The organism is Shewanella halotolerans (assembly GCF_019457535.1).
In the GTDB taxonomy this organism is placed as follows: Bacteria; Pseudomonadota; Gammaproteobacteria; order Enterobacterales; family Shewanellaceae; genus Shewanella; species Shewanella halotolerans.
On record NZ_CP080417.1, the window covers coordinates 390,831 to 410,431 of the forward strand.

Here is a 19,601-nt window from a genome sequence, read left to right on the forward strand (position 1 = left end):
GGAAGACCTTGGCGGCAATCGCAGTTGGCTCGGCACTCATGCTGTCTGCGCCCGCCGCGATGGCGGCCGATGGTTTGGGCACAATTAAAGGGCACATTACGAGTTCTGTCGGCGCAGAAGTTAATAACGCCAAGGTGATCATTCGCCACGAGAGCAAGGGTATAGTCAAAGAGACCACCACAGGTGCCAACGGCAGCTTTTCACTGAAAGGCCTGCCCATAGGTAACTACACCATCACTATCGTCAAAGATGGTTTCTACCAGGTGCAAGAGCAACATGTTGCCGTGACCGTGGGTAATGCCTTGACCTTCGATGTAGCGCTGGATGCCCAGAACAACGAAGTTGAGCGTATCGCGGTAACAGGCGCCCGCATCAGTCGTGTCGATACCTCGAGCACCACTAACTCTCAGGTGATCTCTATCGAGGAGCTAAATCAGCTGCCGGTAGAGTTAGACTCCACCTCAATCGCATTGTTGAGCCCTGGCGCGGTCGCGGGCGATAACGGTTTCGGCGGTGTTGCCATCGCCGGTTCTTCGGTGGCCGAGAACGGCTACTACCTGAACGGTCTGAACATTACCGATCTGCGTAAGGGGATGGGCGATATCGATCTGCCTTGGGAAGCGATCTCGCAGACTGAGGTACAGACTGGCGGCGTATCGGCGGAATATGGTCGTTTCATCGGTGGTGTGGTCAACCTGGTGTCTAAGTCGGGTGACAACGAGTGGAAGTTCGGCGCCAAGGCCGAAGTCGCGCCGGATGCCCTGGCCGAACCTGTGCCGCTCATGAGAAACGACGGCAGCATAGAAACCGTGTCCGATGCCTATTGGCAGGAAACCGAGTATAACCTCTGGGCGTCTGGCGCCCTGATCGAAGACAAACTCTTCTTCTACGGCCTGTGGAACCCCTATGGTGAAGAGGCAACCGCCTATGGCGAGACTACGTTGCGCGATAAAGAGTGGGATACCAACCGCTGGTTTACCAAGGTGGACTGGTTTATCCATGAGGATCACTCTATCGGTGTGATGGCCTTCAGCAACGAAGGGGATTACGCCAGCACCCAGTATCGTCGCAATGACGACGGTAGCCGTGGCGACGCCATCGGCCTTACCGAAAGCACCTACGGTGGTATCGGCTGGAACGCCCAGTACACAGGTTATCTGACCGACGATATTACCCTGTCGGCCATGTACGGTGAGATCACTCAGTCGACCAAGGACAACTCGGGCACCCTAGATCAGTCCACCTATGAAGATTACCGCTCCGGCAGCTATCAGCGCCTGGGTGACTGGGTTGGCTATGGTTCGTCCGAGACAGAAGATAAGCGTATCACCTATCGTATCGATCTGGACTGGGTGATCGGCGACCATACCCTGCGCGCCGGTTATGATTATGAGCGTCTCGAGATTGCCGACTTCTACACCCCGCATGGCGACGGCTGGTATGAGTATTACACCGCCGGTGCCGATAATGCCTACGGCCTGGCCGAAGGCACAGAATATGCGGATCTGCGTATCTGGGGTAAGGCGAGTGAGACTGAAAACGTACACACCGCCCTGTATGTGTCAGACACCTGGATGGTGACAGATACGGTAACTGTGAACGCCGGCGTGCGTTACAGCGAGTTCAGTAACACGACCGGTTCTGGCGATAAGTATGTCGACCTGGATGGTCAGTTTGCGCCGCGTCTGGGCGTGACCTGGGATGTGATTGGCGATGGCTCGAGCAAGGTTTACGCCTCTTATGGTCGTTACTTCCAGCCGGTGTCGCCTAACACCAATCTGCGTATGGCTTCTGCGGCCTACGATTCGCATATCGTCAGCCATCTTAATGGCGTGAACGCCGACGGCTCGCCTATTCTGGGTGATGAGATCTCTCGCCGCGTGGTGGCCGACGGCACAGTGCCCGATGCCGACCAGCTGTTTAACAACAAGGCGGGGTCCATGTATTCGGACGAGTTTGCCCTGGGCTTCCAGCAGCAGCTTAACGATGACTGGGCCGTGGGCATTCGCGGTGTCTATCGTGACCTGAAGCAATCGATCGAAGACGTCTCCTTCAACTACGGGATGAACCAGTGGATCAAGGAAAACTATGATTCTTCCTGGTACGCCGGTAACGGTGAGACCAGCGCCGAAGATTACTTCGTCGGTGGTTGGTTCCCGACGCTGACCAACCCAGGCATAGGCACAGAGATCAACTATGATGTCGATGGCGATGGCATAAAAGAAACCGTAAACGTCACCGCAGATCAGATGGGCTTCCCTAAGGCGACTCGTACCTATAAGGCTGTTGAGCTGAGCTTTAGCGGTAACGTGACCGAAGACTTTACCCTCAACGGTTCCTATACCTGGTCTAAGAGTGAAGGTAACACAGAGGGTCTGGTGCGTTCGGATAACGAGCAGGCCGATCCGGGTTGGACCACCTCGTTCGACTATCCTGAGTTGATGGATAACGGCGAGGGCTACCTGCCTAACGACAGACGCCACAACTTCAAGCTCTATGGTGTGTATCACATCACGGATGACTTGAGTGTCGGTTTCAACTCTTATCTGCAATCGGGTCGTCCGATCAATGCCTTCGGCTTGCATCCGGCGGATCAGGGTTACTGTGTGAAGGCGATCGCCATCGACGGTACCTGTTATGGTCGTGACTGGTACGGCGCTTCCTCTTTCTACGCCAATGGCGAGGCGGCACCGCGTGGCAGCATGGGACGTACAGACTGGGTCTACAACATAGATCTGAACCTGTCCTACACCATGGACTTCGACACGGCGGGACGCCTGAACTTCAAGTTGAACGTGTACAACCTGTTTAACTTCGACGGTATCACGGGTGTGGATGAGCAGTATGAGCTAGACAGTGGCGATAAGAACATTCGCTACGGCTATGCCGACAGCTTCCAGACGCCAAGATATGTTCGTGCGTCGGTACGCTACGACTTTTAATCTTTAGTCAGATCAAAAAAGGCCGCAATTGCGGCCTTTTTTATTGATGCGGGTTTAGTCGAGGATCTTCGCCAGATCCACCTCGAGTGAGGTTTCTGGACGCTCGACGATACGACCTATCTCCTTGCCATCCTGCTTCACGATGAAGGTTGGGATGCGGGTAAAGTCATACTTGGCAGCTAGGCCTTCTGGGTCGAGTTTCTTACGATCCACCCCTATGTAGGTCACCTTGATGTTGGCGTTGTTGGCCGCTTCCATGATGCGGATGAAGCGCGGCGTCTCACGGTGACAATCTGGGCACCAGGTACCTATGATGACGACTATCTCGGTCGGTGTCTGCAGCTTCTTGATTGGCGCGATGGCGGCCTCGTCTACCTGGTAGCTCTTATAGCCCTGGGTGAAATCATCAAGCTCTGTGACTAAGGTTTGGGCTTGTACTTCGCCGGTCAGTATCACTTCCTGTTTCTCCTCACTGCAAGTGGCGATAAAGCCTTCCTGCTTTTCATCGAATGCACAGCCATTATTTGCCAGTGCCTGAGTGCTAAAGAACAGCGCTGTGGTGGCAAGTAATGCTTTAATATTATTGGTCATAAATAGTACCTCAGGCCCGTAGACAAAAACCAGAATTGAGAATTCATTTCATTCTGATGCTATTCAATCATCTAAGTTGCACCGAGAGTAGCGCGAATGCGGCGAGCTGTTAACTGGATCACGCCATGGTCGATAGCTTAGCGCAGGGCTTCACACATTTGTCGCTAAATTGCAGAAATTTCCTGCGCTCGGCAACAAGGTGTTAACCCTGCGAGCCGCCTATTGCTGATTAGGCGGCGACCAGCTTGGCCAGATCGGCCGGGCGATAGTAGACAGACTTGAGCACCTTGCCCTGACGCACCACCTTACCGGCCATCTCCACATCCTTGGCGCACTTGGCGATGATGAAGTCGCCCTTGCGGCTGCCGACGATCTCAACGCCCTGCTTGGCATAGTGGGCTATGGTTTCTTCCAGTTCCTGCTCGTTGCGACACACCTTGCTCATGTTGCTCGAATGCACCTCGTCCCAGCAGCGGACGAAGTCGATGTCGCGGTTCTTGGCGACATGCAGGAGTAGGTCGATCACATAGCTGATCTCCAAGCGGTCACTCATCTGCGTGGCGCCGAGATGCACCAGGCGGCCCATGAGTACATAGACAGAATCGACAATAGCATCGGCCTGCTCGACGCGGCTATCGGCCTCGGCCAGCTCGGTCAACTCCTCAATGGCGAGTGAGGTGTGCAGGGTATCGGCCTGCTCATCCAGGCTGGACTCATCTTCGATAGGCAGATCGAAGGTGGAGCGGAACTGGTGGATGTCGCGGTAGAGGTGGTCGTAAAGGGGCTGATCGAGTGCGGTCAGTTTCATCTGTGTGCCTTATGGGTCTTGAATGTCTATATGCGTGCCGGCAATTTTAATTTAACCGGTCGCTAATTGAAAGTTAGCTCCCTTGTACCGGCTGTGTTAGCGGCATACGACCGCGAGAATAGTGGATTGGCTGCTGTCTGGGTGACTTTTTTCCTGTGGTGCAAGCCAGGGATATATGTGGATATCCTGCATAACCAGTCTCAAAAAGCCGCTCTTGGTGAATTTGTACGCTTAATGGGACATAAGCCCTATGGTCTCATGGCGTCGATATGCCCGCCCGGTCTGGACTGGATTGTTAAAAATGTGTAACTATGTTTGACCCGTCTGGCGATGAAACGGCCCATTCATAGTTCAAATGGCTGGTTTGATCGCCGGGGAGAAGAATAGGAAACCCCATAATTATAATAAGGATTACCCATGACCTCTCATCAGCAGTCGCCAGAACAGCCTGGCAGAGATTCGAGTCCCGCGTCCGCTAAACGCCACAAGCAGCCGACGCTACTAGATGCCCTGATCCCCATTATCGCCCTGGTCTGTATGTTAACGGCCTCTGTGTATCTCTTCTCGTCCGACAGCTCCTATGGCGCCAACCAGATCGCCCTGATCATGGCGGCCTGTATTACTCTGGTTATCGGGGTGAAAAACGGCTATAGCTGGAAGGAGATGGAGGCGGGTATCGTCAAGAGTGTCTCCCTGGCCACAGGTGCCCTGTTGATCCTGTTTTCGGTCGGCTCCCTGATCGGCACCTGGATCTTGGCCGGAACCGTGCCCACTATGATCTTCTATGGTATGAAGATCTTAAACCCAGATTATTTCTACGCCGCCTCCTGCCTACTGTGCGCCGTGGTGGCCCTGAGTATCGGTAGCTCCTGGACGGTCGCCGGCACCTTAGGTATCGCCCTAATTGGTGTCGCCGGTGCCATGGGGCTGAGCGTCGAGATCACCGCCGGCGCCATCATCAGCGGTGCCTACTTTGGTGACAAGATGTCGCCCATGTCCGACACCACTAACCTGGCGCCCGCAGTTGCCGGCAGCGAGCTGTTTGGCCATATTCGCCACATGGTGTGGACCACGACTCCGAGCATATTGCTTGCCCTGATAGGCTTTTTGTTTATCGGCCTTAACAGCGACAGCAGCGGCGTGGCGACGGATCTGGCCGCGACCATGGCGCGCATCGAGACCCAGTATCATCCCGGCCTGCATCTGCTACTGCCCCTGCTGGTGGTGTTAGTGCTGGCCTATAAGAAGTTGCCCGCCTTCCCAACCGTGATTCTGGGGACCCTGGCCGGCGCCATCTGCGCGGCGCTGTTTCAGTTCGACGGGGTGATCAAGTTCGTCAACGATGACAGCCTGCCGACTATGGTCGCCCTGGTGAAGGGGATCTGGGTTGCCATGTTCGATGGCTACACTGCCAACACGGGTGATAAGACGCTCGACAGTCTGCTGAGCCGCGGCGGCATGAGCAGCATGGTCAATACCGTCTGGTTGATCCTCTGCGCCATGGCCTTCGGCGGTGTGATGGAAAGGACAGGTCTGCTACAGCGTCTGCTGCAAGGCGTGCTGCGCCTGGTGAAATCCAGCGGCAGCCTGATCATCACCACCCTGGCGAGCTGCATCGGCGCCAACTTGATCACGGGCGATCAGTTTATTGCCATCTTGCTGCCGGGTCGTATGCTCAAGGTCGAGTATGAGAAGCATGGTCTGGCGCCGGTTAACCTGAGCCGCGCCCTGGAAGATTCGGCCACCATCACCAGCCCCTTGGTGCCCTGGAACACCTGTGGCGCCTACATGGCCAGCACCTTAGGCGTGGCGACCATCGCCTATCTGCCTTTCGCCTTCTTTAACCTCATCTGTCCATTCGTCAGCGCGGCTTATGCCTACTATGACTTTAAGATTGAGCGGCTCGATGAGAGTGAAGCCGTGGAGGCCGTGGCTTAGGCTATTCGCCTGAGCCGCCTGGCTTGGTGTTGGAAGCGTAAAAAAATCCGCCCGGCGAAATCACTGGCGTCGTGCCGGGCGGGAGCAATAAAGTGATGGTGGGTGGCGCCTAAGGGCGCCATTGCTTAATGAAGATGTTGTGCTTTGTTCGGCTTGGCATATTTGGCAGTGAGTTGTTCCAGATAGGGTTGTACCGCCTGATCGCCCCAGTCTAGATAACCTCTTAAAAATCCGATTAAATTCCCCTCGCCGTCGAAGGCGTAGGTGGCCGGTACTATGTTGGCGGGTAACATCTTTTCCACCTGCCGCTTAGGGTCGATTAGCGTGGGATATCCCCCTAATTGGTGGCGAGCCAGAAAGGCGCCCACCTCGTCATGGGCCTCGTCGATGGACAGGGGCAGCACCACAAGATCTTTGTCGAGATTGTCCCGTCTTATCTTATCCATCATGGGGATCTCCTTGATGCAGGGGGCGCACCAGGTGGCCCACAGATTGATTAAGACCAGCTTGCCCCGGTAGTCGCTCAATTTGACCTGGTCACCACTCAGACTCTCGAAGGTCGCCTCATCGACCTTCCGGGCACTGGTCATCTCTACGAAGCGCGACATGATCATCGGCTTAGGCAGGTTCTCTCCCGTGTCATACACCTTGGCGCTCGGCATCACGGCCAGGGCGTTGCCCGTAGGTGTCATTAAAGTTAGAGCGGACAGGGCGAAGCTGAGCAGGGCAAGTCGTGGTTTTCTCATGATCTATCTTCCTGAGAGGTGTTGATGGATGCGGCGCCAGCTGTCTGCCTGAAATACCAGAATATCGCTAGAGCCAGCAGGCAGAGCGGCGCGAAGAACAGCAGGGCGGTGCCTGCACTTAGGCTGGGCATATAGCGGATCCGCTCGCCGTAGCGGGCCACCATGAAGTCGACTATTTCATCGCTCGTCTTGCCCTGCTCCAGCTGCAGATAGATCTCCGCCTTGAGCTCGTTGGCGATCGGGCTCTGGGAGTCCTGCAAGCTCTGGTTGGTGGACATGGGGCAGCGTAGGCCTGCGGCGATCGCTATCGCCTGATGCTTGAGCTGAGCGGGCGTGCGCCACTGTGGGTTCCCATGAGTTTCTGCTAGCGCCTGGGCTTGGGATACAGTCGATCCAAGGAGAGTCGCAAGGGCGACCAGCAGTAAGATCCAGCTTCCTTTCATCATCAGGCTCCTTTCAGCGCCAGTTGCGGCGAGGGCGCCCGAGACAGTTGTTGTACCTTGCGCGGCAGCAGCAGGCTCAGACCGGCAAACATCATGATGAGGCCGCCTATCCAGATCCAGCCAATCAGGGGTTTGTAGCTGATACGGATCAGAAACTCCTCCTCGCTCAGTCTATTGCCCATGGAGATATAGAGATCGGCAAACAGGCTGCGATGGATCCCGGCGGCGGAGATCTGCATGGCGTTGCTGTTAAAGGTCTGACGCTGGGGATAGAGGTAAGCCAGGTGTTGATCTTGTCTGTCTCTCACCTCTATCTTGGCCTGAAGCGCACTATAGCTGGTGTGGGAAACGGTTTCGGTCGCCCGGTAGATAAAGGTATAGCCCGCCACCTCCTTGCCTTGGCCCGGCCCCATCCTGAGTAGCTCCTCCTGCTGAAAATAGCTGGAGCAGGTGGCCCCGAATATGCTCAGGGCCACACCCAGGTGAGCAAAGCACATGGCGTAGCAGCGCCTGTTATCCCCCGTGCCTGTGAACGTCGCAAGCCGCTTATGCAAGTAGAGCCCAGTACAGCCGAGAAGCCAGAGGCAGGAAAAGCTGCCAAGCAGGAAGTGGGCGGCAAACTCTTTCAGCAGCAGAGTATTAAGAATGAGGCTGATAAACAGGCAGATAGCTGCCAGCGCCGTTAACTGTCTTAGCATGCCTGGGTTTGATACTTGCCAGCGCATCAAAGGCGCGGCGCCCATAACCAGACAGATAAGCCAGGTCAGCGGGATGAAGAGGCTATTAAAGTAGGGGGCGCCCACCGAGATGCTCTGACCGCTTGCTACCTCATAGAGCAATGGATAGCAGCTGCCCAGCAAGATGGAGATGGCGGCGACCAGCAATAAGAGGTTGCCCAGCTGCATCAGACTTTCCCGGCTCAGCATATTGCCATCTATCTGTCTGTGCAGCCTGGGGAGGCGGTGCAGTAGCAGGGTAAAGCCGCAGATAGAGACCAGGGCAAACAGGGTCAACATGGCGCTACCGCGCAGAGGATCGGCGGCGAAGGCGTGAACAGATTGCACCACACCTGAGCGCACCAGGAAGGTGCCCAGCAGGCAGAGGCTGAAGCCTAAGATTGCCAGAAACAGGCTAGTGCCATGAAACCTGTCGCGTCGCTCGCCCAAGATTAATGAGTGCATCAGCGCCGTGGCGACTAGCCAGGGAATAAAGGAGGCATTTTCCACCGGGTCCCAGAACCACCATCCGCCCCAGCCCAGCTCGTTGTAGGCCCACCAGGAGCCGAAGGCGTTGCCGCCGGTCAACATGGCCCAGGCCAGTATCGCCCAGGGGCGCATCAAGCGGCAGTGCTGTTTCAGCGGCTGACTACTATCGATCAGGGCGGCGATGGCGGCGGCGAAACAGACCGCCAACCCTACATAGCCGATAAAGAGTAGCGGCGGATGCAGAATTAAGCCTATGTCCTGCAGTATGGGATTGAGATCCCGTCCCTCCACCGGAATGCCGGGTAAGAGCCTGGCGAAGGGATTCGATCCTATGAGCAAGAAGGCAATCAGCCCGGCTTGAATGGCGCCCAGCACGGCGTGGAGGTAGTGAAAAAATGGGGCTTTGCCGTGTTTTAGGCTAATCACACTGCTCCAGATCCCCATAACGGCGACCCAGAACAGCATAGAGCCTTCGTGGCCACCCCAGACGGCGGCTAGCTTATAGAGGCTGGCCAGCTGGGTGTTGGAGTTGTTGGCCACATAGGCCACTGAAAAATCGTTGCTGAGAAACAGATAGGCTAGGATAAACAGGCTTGTCATCTGCGCCAGGCTATTAAGGCGAATAAAGAGGGGCTGGTAAGGCTTAAGCCTGAGTTTGACCCCGCAGACAGGCATGACAGGGCTCATGGCCGTGAGTAAACACAGGGTCAAGGAGATAATAAGAAGTAGTAAGCCAATTTCCGCTGTCATGATCTCGCCTTCAGCCAAGGGGACCAAGCTACTCATCTATTTGCTGGTGATGGATAAGCCTGGTCTGTCTCTGTTTTGGCCTCACCTTAGGCGAACTCCCAAGCGGATTCTGTGAGCTAAAGCAGGGTCCGTTTTACCCGTTTTCCCGCTCAATATTTTTCATAACTCAAAAAGCCACTTGAGCTTTTTTGAGATCTAAAAATGTCGCTTTTAAAACTAAAAAATCACACGTGAGCACGTCTTAAGCCTCTGTTTAAATTGATTTTATATCTGTTCACAACTCACGAAAAATTCCGTGTGCGCCAGCTCAACTTTTTTCTTCTTTGTCTGTGAAAAATACTGAAATTGCTCAGTTGTATAAGTCGTTCGGTTAACGATTAGGTTTATTCCAATTAATTCCCGCCAGCGAAAAGGATGAGCTGATTTGGAATTAAACATAAACAGATAAAACTAAAAATATTTAGGAGTGAATGATGAGACGATGGAAACACAAGGTAGCCTTAAGTGCGCTATTTTGTTTCGGTGCCATTGCCAATGTGAATGCCGCTGGTGGTAAATACAACAGCGTGCCCGAGATGGGCAAGACCGCCAAAGAGGCAATAGCAAACTATCAGGGCACGGAACAGGTTAATGGTGTTAAAACCCTGCAAGACTATATTGTTCAAGAAGCCGAGCTGTTTGATTTCCTGTTTGAAAACCACCCTATGTTCAAATATCAGGAAGCGGGCAATCTGGTCGGCGACTATCACATCAGTGACCGGGGCGAGGAGTATCTGGACACCGGCCACAGCCCCGAATACAGCAAGAAGGCGGGCAAACCCAGAGCGGTACAGTATCGCCTTGGCGCTAAGTCGATTCTGGATTATCCCAACAACTTCGTCGGCCCAGAAAAGTGCGCCGAGTGTCACGCGACTCAATATGAGAAGTGGAGCCGTTCACGCCACGCCAAGACGATCCGTTTCCCCGGGGATCATCCCGAGGTGGATAACGATCTCAACAAGACAATGTACGGCACTAAGGACACCTCTATTCTACCCGACGGCATCACGCCGGATGTGATCTATGCGACCGTGGGTACGCCCAGAACCAAGTATGGCTTCATCGATGCCTGGTTAGTGCGCGGTTCATACCATATCGAGGGTGGTTTGCTTAAGGATGGCACGGGCAAGATGGTGGCCGGTGCCAACCAGTTCTCACGTGGCTGGGCCGAGTGGCTGACTCCCGAGATGGCCAAGAAGATCAATGCGGTGATCCCTGAGTTCCCAACGACCCTGGAAGCCTATGGCGGTTCAGGCTCTCACCAGTGGGGCATGAGCTCCTATGGCGCCAAGTATCGTAAGGAGATGCTGTTCCAACCCGCCAGTTCCTACTGTGAGGTTTGCCATACCTTTAAGTTCGACTTTAAGACCAAGCAGGAATACTTCGACGCCCTGGGCGATCCTAAGAAACTGCAGGAACACACCATAAGTAAAGGGATCGCCTGTGAAGAGTGTCACGGTGCAGGTGGTCACTTAGATGGTGGTACAGGCGGCATGCAGTCTAACTGCGAACGCTGTCACCAACGCTTCCAGTACGACCCTGCCATGGCCGAAACCCCGGCCGCCCAGGAAAAACCAGAGCTGGCCTTCGGCGTGAAGATGAAGTCGCTCTGTCCTTCTTGTGGTACCGAGGGCTCGCAGATGTATGGCTCGGCGCACTACGAGAAAGGGATGCGTTGTACCACCTGTCACGATCCTCACGAGGTTACAGACGGTACCTGGATGTCAGGCATCACTAAGCCTAAGTTGAAGACAGACTGTAAGGACTGCCACGAGGCGCAGACAGTGATTGCCAGCAACACAGACACCCACGCCAACCAGACCTGTCAGAGTTGTCACATGCCTAACATGGGCAGCTGTGAAAACTTCAAGGCGATGCAGTTCCCCGATCAGGCCGGCTTCGATGCGGTGCGTAAGTCGCACATGTGGAAGATCGATGTCGACCCTGAGCGTAAGACACTCAACCCGCCAGAAGGTCAGCCAAGAATCCAAGGACCTAAGGGGGCCAAGGGCTGGACAGTGGCCAAGAATGAGGAGGGGCGCACCTACCTGGATCTCATGTGGTCTTGTGCCCGCACCTCTATCTCAGATCACGACGTAGTGGAAAACAAGGGTTGTCATAGCCAGTTCCAGTCTGAACTCGAGACAGGCCTGCACTACAAGGATCAGCTGGAGATCTACGGTGAAGTGATGAAGTGGCAGAAGCCTATTAAAGAGGTCTTCGGTCAGGTAGAGCAGGCGCTGGTGCGTATCGATCAGCTGCTCGAGGTCACTAAGTTGTCTACCGAAGACAAGACTCAGGTGCTGATGCTGGCCGAGAAGGCTCAGGCCACAGTGGATCTGATCAAGCAAGACGGCTCTTGGGGTGTCCATGGCTTCCGTTACAGCCAGAAACGTCTCGATGCTGCCCTCACCTATGTGACTCAGGCGCAGAAGATCTTAGACGGCAGCGGCTATTCGGCCAAGGCCAACTAAGTCTCTGACATCTTGAGATATCTAGGTCAATCACTAACCACCCGGCGCCTTTCCGGCGCCGGGTATTAGAGGAGAGAGAAGATGAAATCCAAACTAGGGCTATCACTGGCATTGCTGCTGGGGCTAACCCCGCTGTGCAGCCAGGCGGGTGGCGGCGCCGAGATGGCACCGGCGCACAGATACGAGCATAGCCTGCATACCATCAGCCTGGCCGAGGCCGAGGCCCTGCTGGCTCAGAAAGATGTCTACTTCTTCGACGTCAACACCTTAGAGCTGTGGGCCGAGGGCTATATCCCTGGGGCCGTCTACTTCAATGTCGATAACTGGAAAACCCTGCTGCCCGAGGATAAGGCGGCGCGCATGGTGTTTTACTGCGCTAATCGCCTCTGCAATGCCAGCGAGATCGCAGCTCATCAGGTGATGAAGCTGGGCTACACCAATGTGATGCAGATGCACGATGGCATCTATGGCTGGCGCCTGTCGGGTAGAAGTATTGAAAAACCATAATAAACAGAGTGTTGCCTGATTTTTTGAACAATAGGTATTTTGAATAATAGGCATTTTGAGCAATAGATGATTGAGAGTGTGAATATGAAAGCGAACCTACTGAAATCTTGTCGTGTCACCACCTTAGCCCTGGCCTGCACCTGGTCATTCTTTGCCACGGCAAGCGAGTCGCCCCAGGAGGTCGAAGATGCCTCCTATGCATTGGGGGCCTCTGTCGGTCATTACATCTCCGGCAAGATCTATAACCAGGTCGACCTTGGCGCCCAGGTCAAGGTCGATACCGTGATCCAGGGAGTGATCGACGCCCTTAAGGGTGAGGGCAAGATGTCCAACGAAGAGATACTGACTCACCTCAACGCCCGCGCCGAGTGGCTCAACAACGCCAAGGCCGCCAAACTCGAAGCCTTAGCCAGCAAGCATCAGGCCGAGGGCCAGGCCTACCTGGCGGCCAACCAGGCCAAACCTGGAGTCAAGGTGACCGAGTCGGGTTTGCAATATGAGGTGATCAAACAGGGCGACGGCCCTAAGCCAGTCGAGTCTGATGTGGTCACAGTGCACTACGTGGGTAAGCTGCTGGACGGCACCGAATTTGATAACTCTTATGAGCGCGACGAGCCCAACCGTTTCGCCCTGCTGTCGGTGATCGACGGCTGGAAAGAGGGGATCGCCCTGATGAATGTGGGCTCTACCTATCGTCTGACTATTCCTGCCGAGCTGGCTTATGGCAAGGAGGTGGTGGGCGTGATCCCGCCTGGCTCGACCCTGATCTTCGATGTCGAGCTGCTCAAGATGGAGGCGCCCGGCGAGAACGCTCACGGCATGGGCCTCAGCGGTATGGGCATGGGCGGCATGATGGGCATGGGCCACTAGTTTAGGTTATCGGCAGTAGGTGCTTGTTATGAATAGTTTAGTGTTCGCCATGGCGGTAACCCTGGTCTGTTTTATTGCGCCCATCTGGCGCCACTATTTCATCCAAGAGGCTAACGCCCTAGCCGGCGATGCGACCATCCCTGCTAGGAAGCAGACCCTGACACCTATTGTGCTGACAGGCATGCTACTGCTGATACCACTTACCCTCTATGGCCTGCTGGGCCGCTTCAACGACTGGCATACCGGCCAGGTCGACGAAAACATCGACTACCTGATCGCCGCCGACATCAACAAGAATGCGCGCATCTTGGATGACACGCCCCTAGATAGACTGGCCTTACTCAACCTGGCCAATGCCTACACCGAAGGGGGACGCTACGGTGAGGCGGTAGAGACCTTAGATAAATTACTGGCAATAGCGCCCGACGCCGAGCTGTATGGCATGAAGGCGACGGCGCTCTATTACCGTGATAACCGCGTCATGAGCCTGGAGGTTTCCCTCGTGATATCCCAGGCGCTGGCGCTCGACCCCGAGGAAGTGCAGTCACTACTGCTGATGGCGACCCACGCTTATCTGAATAGGGATTTTCAGCAAGCGATCGTCCATTGGCGGCAGTTACTGGACAGCGATAACCCCAACATAAACCGAGCATCGATTAACAGTGCGATTGTCAACGCTGAGCAGAAGATGGCTAACCGTACCGTGACTGCATCTGAGTAAAAGTCACCAAAATGAAAGATTCAATGAGGTCGGCATGCGTGCCGACGGATGGAGGATGCTGTGAGTGAAAATATAGAGAGACGGAGGTTCCTGAAATGCTTAGGAGCCGGCTCTTTGATGTTGGCGCCCTTGGGGTGCAGCGTTAAGGAGCAGACAGCGCAAGATGCCGCACCGCACTATGTGATGGTGTTCGATCAAAACAAATGTGTGGGGTGTGGCGGCTGTAAGGAGGCCTGTAACAAGGCCAATAATCTGCCCGAGGGACGTTCGCGGGTGGTACTGGAGCAGCAGTCATCTGCCGTTGCCGGGCAGGCTTGTCCGCACTGCGGCAAGACAGACTGTGACTGTCAGCGTAAGTATGTGCGGGTCTCCTGTCAGCAATGTCAGAACGCCCCTTGTGTGTCTGTGTGTCCCACAGGCGCGGCCCATAGGGATCCCAAGACGGGCATAGTGACCATGGACGCCAGCAAATGCGCCGGCTGTAAATACTGTATCGCCGCCTGTCCCTACAACGCCCGCTATATCAACAGCGAGACGGATGTGGCCGACAACTGCGACTTCTGTCTGCAGAGCAAGTTGGCCAAGGGAGAGCTGCCCGCCTGCGTGCAGGAGTGTCGCTACGACGCCCTGGTCTTTGGCGACGCCAACGACCCCAACTCCTATGTCAGTCGCCTGCTGGCGGTGAAGGATTCGGTGCGGGTCAAGGCTCACTTGGGTACGGAGCCTAGCCTACGTTACATACCTATCGTTAAGTTGGGGGTATAGAGATGGACGGAACACTCGAATTTACCATGGGCCTCTCGGAAGGGGTCGCCTGGCCCTGGCCCATCGCCGTTTACCTGTTCTTCGCCGGTATCTCGGGCGGTGCATTGTCGGTCGCCCTGTTTATCCGCTTCTATAAGCAGCAGAGCGCCAATACTCCCTTCCTCAAGGCATCGGCGCTGATCGCCTTCGTCACCATCGCCCTAGGCATGCTCTGTCTGGTGCTGGATTTGACCAATCCGCTGTTCTTCTGGCGCATCTTGGTCTACTACAACCTCAACTCAGTGATGTCGGTCGGGGTGATCGCCCTGTCAGCCTATATTCCGCTGGTGGCCCTGATTGCCCTGTTTGCGCTTGAGGAGGAGATACGTCGCCTGCCTATGCTGGCGCCGCTGCTACCCTTGATCGACAAGCTCAGACCCTGGCGTCGTAGCGGCGAGGCCCTGGTGCTGGTGCTGGCGCTGGCGGTATGTGCCTACACAGGCTTCTTGATCTCGGCGCTGATCCGCTTCCCCATCATCAACACCTCTGTGTTGCCGGCCTTATTTGTGGCCTCTGGCCTGTCGGCCGGCGCTGCGGCGGCCAAGATGCTGGCGGTGGGGCTGTTTAAGGAAGACAGACACAGCAGCGACATGCAGATTCTGCACGGCGCCGAGTGGCCCATCATGTTTGCCGAAGCCCTGTTCCTCTTCATGATCATCATGTCGTTGGTAACTGGTAACGCCGGTGCCCAGAGCGCCTTCGAGGCCTTCCACACAGGCAGCTGGTCCATGGTGTTCTGGTTGGGTGTCGTGGGTGTGGGATTCGGCGGCCCCTTGCTGCTGAACTTCGCCACCGGCGAGCGCTTTAGCCATTCCTCTCAGGCCTTCTACCTCTCTGGCCTATGCGCCGTGAGCGGCATGATGTGCCTGCGGATGTTTATCCTTTACGCCGGTCAGAACTTTGCCATCTGACCATCTTGCTCAGCCCCTGTATGACAGGGGCTGCTTTCCAGCTTAGGAGTCATAATGAGAGCCTTTATCTTCATCTTTATCAGCGCCTTGTTTATCTCGGGTTGTGGCGCCGCCGAGAGCGATACCCATAGCCACGACGGCTTAGTGATAGGCAACCACGAGCGCTGCCACATGTGCGGCATGATGGTGAAGCAATACCCAGGCCCTAAGGGCAGCCTGGATCTTAAGGGTAACGAGATCCAGCCCAAGTTCTGCTCTACCCGGGATATGTTTATGTTTGCCCTGCAACCCGAGAATCGCCGTCAGGTCGAGGCGCTCTGGGTACACGATATGGCGGCGACCGATTGGCAGCATCCAGAGGATGAGCATTTTATCGATGCTACAAAAGCCTGGTATGTCTATGGCTCAAACCGCAAGGCGGTGATGGGCGTTGCCGTGGCGCCTTTCTCCACTCTGGCTGCGGCCGAGGCCTTCGCCCAGCAGTATGGCGGCGCGGTATTTGAATATGACGAGATCACCCTTGAGCTGCTGTCGGCAAAATAGGCGACGCCTGATGCTCGGGCAGTCACTCTGGTTATCGCTAAGGTTTTGGCGACGACTAAGACAGTGCCTGGTGCTGGCCTTGAGTCTAGGCCTTTGCTTGGCACCTCAATTAGTGCTGGCGGCCAGTGGGCCTCAGATCATAAATGTTGCTGATAGCGAGGCGCTGCGCACGGCGCTGGCATCTGCACCAAGTGGCACCGAGATACGGCTGTTGCCTGGGCGTTATATAGGGCGTTTCGAGGTCGAACAGCCGCTGACCCTGCGAGGTGAATCCGGCGCCGTCATAGATGCCCAAGGCGCAGGTTCGGCGCTGGTAGTCAGCGTGTCCGGCGTGACCCTTACCCGGCTGACGATACGCAACTGGGGGCGGGATCTCTATGAGAAAGATGCTGCCATTCGTCTGCTGCCTGGCGCCAACGAGGTGACCATTGTCGCCAATGAGCTCAGTGGCCCGGGCTTTGGTATCTACGCCAGCGAGGTGAGCGACCTTAAGCTAAAGGACAATCAGATTGAGGGGGAGGCCGAGGCCTTCTTGTTGGATCGTGGTGATGGCATTCATCTGCTGAAGGTGAACTATCCCCATGTCAGCGGCAATCGCATCAAAACGGTGCGCGATGGCATCTACCTGGAGTCTGGCGTCGGTAGCCGTGTCTATGGCAATCATCTCTCTGAGCTACAGTATGGCCTGCACTATATGTATACCAAGCAGGATGAGGCCATGGATAACCTGGCCTGCCGGGTCAGTGGCGGCTATGCCCTGATGAACTCAGAGGGAATACGCTTGGTGTTTAATCGCGTGCGCGAGGCTAAGGAGTTTGGCGTGCTGCTTAATCTTACCCATGACGCCGAGATCCAGGCTAATCAGATCGAGGCCACCCAGATGTCCAATAGTGTCGCCGGGGATCTCTTTAGCGAGGGCAAGGGGCTGTTTGTCTACGGCGCCAAACGCAATCAGATCAGCGGTAACTATATCGCAGGTAATCAGATCGGCATCGCCATGGCGCTCGGCGGCGAGGACAATCTTGTCTATCAAAACCAGTTTCTGGCCAATGCCACCCAGGTGCGTTATGTGGGAGAGACGCGAGTGGAGTGGAGTCTTCAGGGGCGGGGAAATTATTGGAGCGATTATCGGGGCTGGGATCTCGATGGTGATGGTATCGGCGATGGTCAACATCTGCCCAATGACAGTTTAGATCGCCTGTTTTGGCTGTACCCGGAGGCGAAGTTTTTGATGGAGAGTCCCCTAGTGAAATTATTGAAGTGGTTGGATAGCCAGCTGCAAGGCGAACATTCGGTCGGCGTGGTCGACAGTCATCCCGTGATGACGCCGCCACCTCATCTTGGCCCCGCCGCCTGGGAGGCATTATGAGTCAGATGGCGGTGAGCTTTAAGCAGGTGAGTCACTATTTCGATGAGCTGCGCGCCTTGAACGATCTCAGCTTCTCTCTGCCCGGGGGCAAGTTGATGGCGCTGCTGGGTCATAACGGCGCGGGTAAGTCGACCCTTATCAAGATGATCTTAGGACTGCTTAATCCCTGCTTTGGGGAGGTGAGTGTGCTGGGGCTGACCCAGAGACAGGCATCGAAGGCCGCCTCGACCGATATCGGCTACCTGCCGGAAAATATCAGTTTTTACGATAAGTTGACCGGCCATGAGGTGCTGAGTTACTTCGCCGCACTTAAAGGGGTCTCAGCCCGCACGGTCGTCCCTCTGCTGGAAGAGTTTGGCCTGGGTTATGCGCAGCACAAGGCGGTTAAGGGCTACTCCAAGGGGATGAAACAGCGCCTGGGATTTGCACAGGCAATACTGGCGCGGCCCAGGCTGCTCTTGCTGGATGAGCCGACCGTGGGGCTGGATCCCCAGGCGTCTCAATTTATCTATCACAAGCTTAAGCAGCTGACCGCTCAGGGCTGCACGGCCATCGTCTGTACCCACGAGTTACAGCTGGTGGAACCGCAGCTGGACTTGGCCTTAGTGCTGGGACGGGGCAAGAGGCTCGCCTTCGGCACCCTGGATGAGCTGGTGCTTAGTTGCGACCTGGGTGTGCGCATGGCCCATCCGGCCCTGGCTCGCCTGGTCGAGACCCACCCCCTATTACAATCTTTTTATCGAGATGGCGAGCTGATTTGCCCCGTCTCACAACGCGAGGTGTTGATGAAGTACCTGACCCTAGAATGCCAGCTGTTTGATATGAAGGTGGCACTTCCTGATCTGGCCCAGGTGTACCATGCCAAGATGGCGCAGATGCAGGTGATGAGCGAGCTGGGGCTCAGCCTTACCTCGGGAGAGCTATGATGTCGACCTCAGTAAAACGGCCGAGTCTCCAGCTTATTAGGGTGATCGCCACCAAGGAGATGAAGGATAGCGTGCGCAATCGCTGGGTCATGGTGGTGTTTGCCATCTTCTGGCTGCTGGCCCTTTGTATGACCTTTGCCGGTAGTGCCGTGAGCGGCACACTGTCGCTGCCGAGCCTGAGCAGTGTAGTGGCCTCCTTGACCACCATCTCGGTATTTATCATTCCGCTGGCGGCCATCTTGCTTAGCTACGATGCCTTCGTGGGTGAGGAGGAGGCAGGCACCCTGCAGCTGTTGCTCACCTATCCCGTGAGCAAGTCGCAGATCCTGGTCGGCAAGTTACTGGCCCATGGCGGGGTGATCTTTACCGCCATCGCCAGTAGCTATGCTAGCAGCGCCGCCATGCTGATTCTGTTTGGCCGAGGTGAGCCCTGGGGCGAGATTCTATCGTCATTCGCGCTGCTGATCGTCAGCAGCTGCCTGCTGGCGGTGAGCTTCATCCTCATCAGCTATCTAGTCAGCCTGAAGTCGGCGGAGAAGGCCAGGGCCGTCGGCAGTCTGTTAGCCCTCTGGTTCGCCCTGGTGCTTATCTATGATCTATTGCTGTTGCTGCTCCTGGTGGCGGATCTTGGCTATGCCAGCCAGTGGTTGGTGAACCTGCTTATTCTATTGAATCCGACCGATCTCTACCGCGCCATCAATATGCTCGGCGCGAGTGCCCCGCTGGGCAGTTTAGACCTGCTGGCCGAGTATGAGTGGAGCCTGCCGCTGCTGCTAAGTGCTGGTGTTGCCTGGCTCCTGTTGCTGCTCTATTGGACGCGACGCGTGTTTATTCACAAGCTGGTATAACCCTTGGCATTTTCTAGAGAGCCGGGATTTGGGCGCTAGTTCACACTCTGAGTCCTGGCCTGAGATCCTGGCCTGGGATTTGAGTGAGTAGTCACGGTAATTTTTGGCGAATGTTAATAAAATGCGAAAGATAACAATAAGATATTTCTAATTAACGGTTAGGAAT

17 protein-coding genes are annotated in these 19,601 nt (G+C 55.6%); 12 read left to right on the plus strand and 5 right to left on the minus strand.

Features of this window, described 5'->3' with window-relative positions:
- Positions 1-8 precede the first annotated feature (8 nt).
- Positions 9-2,942, plus strand: a complete 2,934-nt coding sequence (locus K0H81_RS01780) for a TonB-dependent receptor (protein ID WP_258406357.1) — start codon at positions 9-11, stop codon at positions 2,940-2,942.
- A 54-nt stretch (positions 2,943-2,996) separates the two neighbouring features.
- Here the strand turns inward: K0H81_RS01780 and K0H81_RS01785 are convergent, their stop codons facing one another.
- Both K0H81_RS01785 and K0H81_RS01790 read right to left on the minus strand, forming a co-directional pair.
- Positions 2,997-3,533: a thioredoxin family protein gene (locus K0H81_RS01785; RefSeq protein ID WP_220059674.1), complete on the minus strand. Its 537-nt coding sequence runs from the start codon at positions 3,531-3,533 to the stop codon at positions 2,997-2,999.
- Positions 3,534-3,762: 229 nt separating this feature from the next.
- Positions 3,763-4,341, minus strand: coding sequence for a nucleoside triphosphate pyrophosphohydrolase family protein (locus K0H81_RS01790; RefSeq protein WP_144200078.1), 579 nt, complete (start codon positions 4,339-4,341; stop codon positions 3,763-3,765).
- A 417-nt stretch (positions 4,342-4,758) separates the two neighbouring features.
- Between K0H81_RS01790 and nhaC the strand changes: the two genes are divergently transcribed.
- Entirely contained in the window at positions 4,759-6,279 is a 1,521-nt protein-coding gene (gene nhaC, locus K0H81_RS01795) for a Na+/H+ antiporter NhaC (protein ID WP_220059675.1), read from the plus strand.
- 125 nt (positions 6,280-6,404) lie between these two features.
- On the opposite strand, the gene K0H81_RS01800 is transcribed toward nhaC, so the two are convergent.
- Genes K0H81_RS01800 through K0H81_RS01810 form a run of 3 tightly spaced genes read right to left on the minus strand, consistent with a single transcriptional unit; the run spans position 6,405 to position 9,423 of the window.
- Complete coding sequence (locus tag K0H81_RS01800; protein ID WP_220059676.1) at positions 6,405-7,025, minus strand: TlpA family protein disulfide reductase; 621 nt, start codon at positions 7,023-7,025, stop codon at positions 6,405-6,407.
- The gene (locus K0H81_RS01805; RefSeq protein ID WP_258406358.1) at positions 7,022-7,471 is read right to left on the minus strand and encodes a cytochrome c-type biogenesis protein; all 450 of its coding nucleotides are present in this window, start codon (positions 7,469-7,471) and stop codon (positions 7,022-7,024) included. The genes K0H81_RS01800 and K0H81_RS01805 overlap by 4 nt, the downstream gene beginning before the upstream one ends.
- Positions 7,471-9,423, minus strand: coding sequence for a heme lyase CcmF/NrfE family subunit (locus tag K0H81_RS01810; RefSeq protein ID WP_258406359.1), 1,953 nt, complete (start codon positions 9,421-9,423; stop codon positions 7,471-7,473). The genes K0H81_RS01805 and K0H81_RS01810 overlap by 1 nt, the downstream gene beginning before the upstream one ends.
- A gap of 473 nt (positions 9,424-9,896) precedes the next feature.
- Between K0H81_RS01810 and K0H81_RS01815 the strand changes: the two genes are divergently transcribed.
- The 10 genes from K0H81_RS01815 to K0H81_RS01860 all read left to right on the plus strand — a co-directional run bounded on the left by K0H81_RS01815 (position 9,897) and on the right by K0H81_RS01860 (position 19,435).
- Positions 9,897-11,936: a cytochrome c3 family protein gene (locus tag K0H81_RS01815; protein WP_220059678.1), complete on the plus strand. Its 2,040-nt coding sequence runs from the start codon at positions 9,897-9,899 to the stop codon at positions 11,934-11,936.
- Between the two features lie 81 nt (positions 11,937-12,017).
- Positions 12,018-12,443, plus strand: a complete 426-nt coding sequence (locus K0H81_RS01820) for a rhodanese-like domain-containing protein (RefSeq protein ID WP_220059679.1) — start codon at positions 12,018-12,020, stop codon at positions 12,441-12,443.
- A gap of 84 nt (positions 12,444-12,527) precedes the next feature.
- The gene (locus K0H81_RS01825; protein ID WP_258406155.1) at positions 12,528-13,313 is read left to right on the plus strand and encodes an FKBP-type peptidyl-prolyl cis-trans isomerase; all 786 of its coding nucleotides are present in this window, start codon (positions 12,528-12,530) and stop codon (positions 13,311-13,313) included.
- 28 nt (positions 13,314-13,341) lie between these two features.
- On the plus strand, positions 13,342-14,034 hold the full coding sequence (locus K0H81_RS01830) for a tetratricopeptide repeat protein (protein ID WP_220059681.1): 693 nt from the start codon (positions 13,342-13,344) through the stop codon (positions 14,032-14,034).
- Between the two features lie 60 nt (positions 14,035-14,094).
- The gene (locus K0H81_RS01835; protein ID WP_220059682.1) at positions 14,095-14,799 is read left to right on the plus strand and encodes a 4Fe-4S dicluster domain-containing protein; all 705 of its coding nucleotides are present in this window, start codon (positions 14,095-14,097) and stop codon (positions 14,797-14,799) included.
- Between the two features lie 2 nt (positions 14,800-14,801).
- Positions 14,802-15,749, plus strand: a complete 948-nt coding sequence (gene nrfD, locus K0H81_RS01840) for an NrfD/PsrC family molybdoenzyme membrane anchor subunit (RefSeq protein WP_220059683.1) — start codon at positions 14,802-14,804, stop codon at positions 15,747-15,749.
- Between the two features lie 54 nt (positions 15,750-15,803).
- A complete protein-coding gene (locus K0H81_RS01845) occupies positions 15,804-16,292 on the plus strand; it encodes a nitrous oxide reductase accessory protein NosL (protein WP_220059684.1) in 489 nt (162 codons plus the stop codon).
- A gap of 97 nt (positions 16,293-16,389) precedes the next feature.
- Positions 16,390-17,661 (plus strand): nitrous oxide reductase family maturation protein NosD, encoded by a 1,272-nt coding sequence (gene nosD / locus K0H81_RS01850; RefSeq protein ID WP_258406360.1) that lies wholly within the window; start codon positions 16,390-16,392, stop codon positions 17,659-17,661.
- Entirely contained in the window at positions 17,658-18,587 is a 930-nt protein-coding gene (locus tag K0H81_RS01855; RefSeq protein ID WP_220059686.1) for an ABC transporter ATP-binding protein, read from the plus strand. The genes nosD and K0H81_RS01855 overlap by 4 nt, the downstream gene beginning before the upstream one ends.
- Positions 18,587-19,435: an ABC transporter permease gene (locus K0H81_RS01860; protein WP_258406361.1), complete on the plus strand. Its 849-nt coding sequence runs from the start codon at positions 18,587-18,589 to the stop codon at positions 19,433-19,435. Before K0H81_RS01855 ends, K0H81_RS01860 begins: the two co-directional genes overlap by 1 nt.
- The last annotated feature ends 166 nt before the right edge of the window (positions 19,436-19,601 follow it).